This is a genomic window from Bradyrhizobium sp., from assembly GCF_016462955.1.
Taxonomy (GTDB): domain Bacteria; phylum Pseudomonadota; class Alphaproteobacteria; order Rhizobiales; family Xanthobacteraceae; genus Bradyrhizobium.
In genome coordinates this window covers 1-5,076 of record NZ_JAEMSD010000421.1, presented here as the reverse complement: position 1 = coordinate 5,076, position 5,076 = coordinate 1, and the positions used below count along the sequence as shown (strand labels likewise).

The window sequence follows — 5,076 nt, the reverse complement described above, 5'->3', positions numbered from 1 at the left end:
CGCGATGTGAAGGGCCCTTGAGCGTCCGGGTCCCTGAAGGGCATCGTCGAGTTCATGCCACACCGGGAACAGTGCCGCGCCGAGCCACACGAGAGCGGAAGCGATGCTCGGCCGGAAATGACGCAGATCAAGATCCGCGCGGCCTGGACCTGCTATCTGGCCGTATGACTTTTCTGACCTTCTTCACGGCGACCTACTTTCTGCTGGCGGTGCCGGGGCCGACCAACACCTTGCTCGCGACATCGGGTGCAGCGGCCGGCATCTGGCGCTCCCTTCACCTGCTCGCGGCGGAGCTGTGCGGCTATCTGCTGGCGATCGCGGTGCTGCGTCTGGCGCTTGGTCCGGTCATCAGCGACATTCCGATCGCGGCGCTCGTGCTCCGCGTCGCCGTGACGATCTACATCCTGTGCCTCGCCGTCATGCTCTGGCGCGTCAACACGCGCGAGCTGCGCGACGGCGCTGCGGTGACGTTCGGTCAGGTGCTGCTGACGACCTTGTTGAATCCGAAAGCGCTGGTTTTCGCCTTCCTGCTCCTGCCTCTGGGAGCCGGGCCGCTCGAACTGCTGCCCTGGCTCGGCGCAATCGCACTTCAGATCGTCACCGCTGGCGCCGCGTGGATCATTCTTGGGACAACGCTCGGCCGCGGCGCCCGTCGCTTCGGGCGTCCTGACCTCGTCACGCGCACCGGCGCGGTGACGCTGGTCGCCGTGACCGGCCTGATCTGGCTGCAATCATTTCTGACGGCCTGAGCGCCGGCGTCGCTGGACGCGGCGGCGCTACTGCGACCCGGAGCCGCCTTGTACGATCCTCTCGTTCAGCTTCTGGTCCACGGTATCGACCGTGCGGTCGATCTCGGTGTTGGGCACGCCGAGCTGATGTGAGATCAGCTTCACCAGGAGATCGACGCGCTCGATGAAGGGCGCGCCGCTGGCGACCGCGCGCGCCGCCGACGACGGCTTGAGCAGGCTCTCCGCGGCCTTGGCGTATTTCGCGAACGGCACCTGGTCCTGGGGATCGGCGCCGAGGCGGCGGGCGATCGCATCGACATGCTCGTAGATCGTCTGCGAACGCGCAAGATCGCCATGCACGGCGTCGCGGATCGATTGCGGCTCGTTCGGCGTGATGCAGCGGTAGTTGCCGGTGAGTAGCATCGACCATTTGGCCAGGGGCACGAACAGCGAGTCGAACACTTTCAGCTTTACCGGCACGTCGTGGCCGCCGAGCGTCACCGCGTCTATGTCGGCCTCGAGCTCGCGCAGCAGCTTGTTGTGCTTCTCGTCGGCGAAGACCGATGCCTTGAAGTTGGTGGGCAGGCCGACGTGAAGCACGTTGGCGGCCTCCTCGGGCGGACGAAACGCCTGAGGGTCGGGCGAGCACAGCGTCACCAGGCCCGGCTCGAACCGCTCCCACACCTGCGCATTGGTGTAGGCCTCCTCGAGATCCATGTCGGCGAGCGCCGGAATCCGCTTCAGGTAGGGTAATGGCGGCATGTTCATGATCGACAGGCACGGCAGCCGCGCCGCGGCGATCTTGATCATGAGCACGCGCACGGTGTGGTTGGTGTATTGCGGCTCCTGCATCGCAAGGCCGACCAGATCATAGCGGGAGAGATCGACATTGGCGGGCGTCACCGCATCGAGCTTACCGGGCAGGTCGCGCGAGAAGATCGCACGGTGCACCGCCTCGTCGCGCAGCTTGATACGCACCTCGGTACCGTCGCGGTTGATCAGCTCCGCAGTCTTGGCGCGGCAGACCAAGGTCACGTTGTGCCCGGCCATCAGCAGCTTGGTGCCCAGCAGCGAGCCGTAAGAAGCTCCGAGAATCAATATGTTGCGCGCCATGCTTCATCCCTTGAAGATCTGTGTGATTTTCAGCCCCATCCGTCATCCGCGGTCGGGTTTTGGCGGCATGTAAAGCGAAGTGCGGGAGGATGGCAACTGGGATAATGCATACAAGGGAATGGCAGTGCCCCGGGGTAAGGGCTTTCAGGGACGACTTCGCTTTCCTGATTGGGCCGCGTTGCGGCCATTGCACCTGCCGGGGGCGCGACCATCGTTGTCACACGTCGTTCGCGAATGACTGTCACAACGGGCGTTCTTGACGTTGTCCTACGGCTTGGCACTTTGATGGTAATGCGCTGCATCCTTCACCATAACGTGCCTTCACAATCGGGGCTTACACAGGCATGTCTCTTGTGTCGGCACGGGTGGTTTTGAGGCCGATCGCAACAAGAAATGACGAAGCCCGCTGCGCAGAGCCGGAAGGTTACTCGGCGCCTGACTGTGTATCAGCGACGGAGCTGGGGACGTGACGATTGGGGTGAGCCGGCCGGGACTTTGTGCCCAAGCCCGCTCGTATGGAATGCTAACCGCGCGCAGCAGCTTTGCCGCGTGGCGCCGCGCAGAGCGCGATGCCGGCAAGTCTGGATGCAAGTCCGGGCAATCCTTGGCGGCGTCGTTCGGGGGCTGACATGCAAGCTGAATATCTTCTTCACCGTTCGTGCGACGGCGCCGGACGAGATCTGGCACATTTGCGGGATCGAGCCTCCCACTTCTTCCAAAGCCTGTCGGTCGCCGAGCTTGCGCGCGAGCAGCACCGGCATCTGTGGATTTCGGACTGGTTGAGGGTCGCCGACGACTACCGGACATTGGCCGAATCTGCGCGCGAAACGCGTTCGGCTCAGATTGCCGGGGAGGCGTGGCTGTGCTCGTTGACGGCCCTCGAAGTCGTCAGAAGTCTGTGCAATCCGGGAGATGTCGAGAGTGCCGCCCTCGCAGACGAGGTCGGCACCGGCCTGAGAGGCCTGGAGACGGAGGCTGGTCTGCCGATCGAGCGCGTCAAGATCGACTGCTTCGATCAAGGCGCTCTGGCCGGCTTCTTTCTGCCGGCGCTTCGTTACGGCTCTGCCGCGCCGGCGGTGATCTGCGTCGGTGACGACGATGCTACCCTGGGCTCGATGATCAGCAGGCTGTTGCCCGTCGCACTCTGCGGGACCATGTCGCTCCTGCTCGTCGACCCGGCCAATTCGACCGTTCATCGCTCCTTCAAGCCGGAGCACAGGCTTCAGTTCTGGTTGGACTATCTGGAAGCACGCCCTGATGTCGACCCGCGGCGGATCGGTATCTATGGCGAAGGAGTGGGCGCCGCTCATGCCTCCCGCCTTGCGCTTTCGGATCGCAGGATCGCGGCCGCCGTCTGCGACGGCGGGCTGGTGCGTCCGGTCATGTGCCAGGCGTCACTTCGCTGGATGACCGGGCAGGCCGTCCCCGACGGGATCTCGAGAGAGGCTGTGCTGCCGCCGCGTCGAGTCCCGTGCCCGCTGCTCATGGTCGTCGGGAGCCGCTCGATGGTCTGGGAGCAGGATGCTCTCGAACTCCAGGCCGACTACCGGCGGATTGGAGCCGATTGCTCGGTGGTCGTACCCAACAATGTCCCGCATCCGTTCGGCGAGGTCGAGAATTTCGTCGCCGTTGACGACTTCATTGTGGAGTGGCTCGCCAGCAAGCTTGGAGCTGCCCGTAAGCTCGACGCGGTGACCCGGCTCTAAAGCATGATCCGGAAAAAGGCCGAATTGGTTTTCCGGAAAGATCAGGCGCGAACGACAACCGAAAATGCGATGACGGTTCATCCAAATCTCGTCGCGTTTTTGCTTGGGCGGCGGGCTTTGCAGGACCCCGCGGCGCGACGACAACAGCGTCCGGCTCGGGCGTCCACCCCCGCATCCTGCATCTGCCGATCAAGACGCGTCGATCGCCAGCAATCGCGCAGCCAGCCGGGCGTTCTTGGCGATCGTTGCCAGCGAGGCATTCAATTCAGCCAGGGTCTTTTCGTTCAGATCGTTGAACATCGTCGAGTTCAGGGCGAGCTTTCGCTTCGATAATTTCTCGATCTCGGCCGTCGCCTTTTCCGTGAGCGACATCAGGACGAAGCGGGCGTCGTTCGCCGACGGTCGTCGTGACAGAAAACCGCCTTTTTCGAGGGACTTGGTCTGGTTGGTCACGAAAGCCGGGTGGACCCGCAGCTTGTTGGCGATGTCGATCCCGGCGACGCCGTGTCCATCGTCCAGTTCGGTGATCGCCATCAGGATCAGCCATTGCGGCTGGGTAATGCCCAGCAATCCCGCCCAGCTGGTGTGAATGTTCTCCAGCTGCGAGTGAATTTCGACGACGTTCCAGATGAAGTCTGTGATCGCCCTGTCGAGTTTCCTCTCGATCATCGGGTCCCCCAATTTGCACTGACCGTTTTTCTTATTGCTCTTGGAGCAGTGTTCTAGCCGGATATTGGAGAGCCGTCTCGGACTTCGCGCAATGATGGGCCGTTGACGCCGCGTCCCACCAACAAGCGGGATTCGATGCTTGCAAAAAACAACTAATTGGATTACGTCTCCCGCACTCAAAATTTGCTGCTCTTGACCCTTGCGATCGGCAGCAATGTGAGACCTCCAAGAAAGCCCTCGGGATGCCCCCTGAGGGTTTTTTCTTTTATTACAGTATGTTGAATACGTGCCTAAAGATCGGATGTTGCTCCGCAGCAACATGCTCGCGCGAAGTTTCAACTCACGAGATCAATAAATTGAGGCAATGGATTTTATAAACTATACGTGAGTCACGACGGAGGGGGGGCACCTCACTGTCGTTTCGGTCCGGACCTTCAGTGCGGACCTGAATTGAACGGAAATTAAAGAGGGTAGAGCGGCCTCCGCCGAGGAGCCGAGCCCCCTGAACCGACGTGGAGGTTTACTAATGAACTTGACGAAGTCGCTCTTTCTCGGCTCGGCAGCCGGCCTGATGGCCGTCTCCGGTGCGTTTGCAGCCGATCTTCCCGTGAAGGCCAAGGCGGTCGAATACGTGAAGATCTGCTCGCTGTACGGCGCCGGCTTCTACTACATCCCGGGCACCGACACCTGCATCAAGCTGGGTGGTTATCTGCGCGCTGAAGTCGCGCTCAACACCAACAGCAACTACGGCATCTCGAACGGTGCTCCCGCCGGCGCGCACAACCGCCTGAGCAACTACTACAACATGCGCGCTCGTCAGGATCTCAACATCGACACGCGCACCGCGACCGAGTACGGCG

The 5,076-nt window shown here is 62.1% G+C and carries 5 protein-coding genes; 3 read left to right on the top strand and 2 right to left on the bottom strand.

Annotation, left to right across the window (positions count from 1 at the left end):
• Positions 1–164 precede the first annotated feature (164 nt).
• Entirely contained in the window at positions 165–749 is a 585-nt protein-coding gene (locus JHD07_RS30395) for a LysE family transporter (protein WP_291628830.1), read from the top strand.
• Positions 750–776: 27 nt separating this feature from the next.
• Here the strand turns inward: JHD07_RS30395 and JHD07_RS30390 are convergent, their stop codons facing one another.
• On the bottom strand, positions 777–1,841 hold the full coding sequence (locus JHD07_RS30390; protein ID WP_291628829.1) for a 2-dehydropantoate 2-reductase N-terminal domain-containing protein: 1,065 nt from the start codon (positions 1,839–1,841) through the stop codon (positions 777–779).
• Between the two features lie 542 nt (positions 1,842–2,383).
• On the opposite strand from JHD07_RS30390, the gene JHD07_RS30385 reads away from it, so the two are divergent.
• Positions 2,384–3,547, top strand: coding sequence for an alpha/beta hydrolase (locus JHD07_RS30385; protein WP_366865480.1), 1,164 nt, complete (start codon positions 2,384–2,386; stop codon positions 3,545–3,547).
• 189 nt (positions 3,548–3,736) lie between these two features.
• Here the strand turns inward: JHD07_RS30385 and JHD07_RS30380 are convergent, their stop codons facing one another.
• Positions 3,737–4,216 carry a MarR family transcriptional regulator gene (locus JHD07_RS30380; RefSeq protein ID WP_366865483.1) on the bottom strand — a complete coding sequence of 160 codons (480 nt, stop codon included), beginning with the start codon at positions 4,214–4,216 and terminating at the stop codon, positions 3,737–3,739.
• A 526-nt stretch (positions 4,217–4,742) separates the two neighbouring features.
• Between JHD07_RS30380 and JHD07_RS30375 the strand changes: the two genes are divergently transcribed.
• Positions 4,743–5,076, top strand: a 334-nt coding sequence (locus JHD07_RS30375; RefSeq protein ID WP_291628826.1) for a porin, incomplete at its 3' end; no start/stop codon positions are given.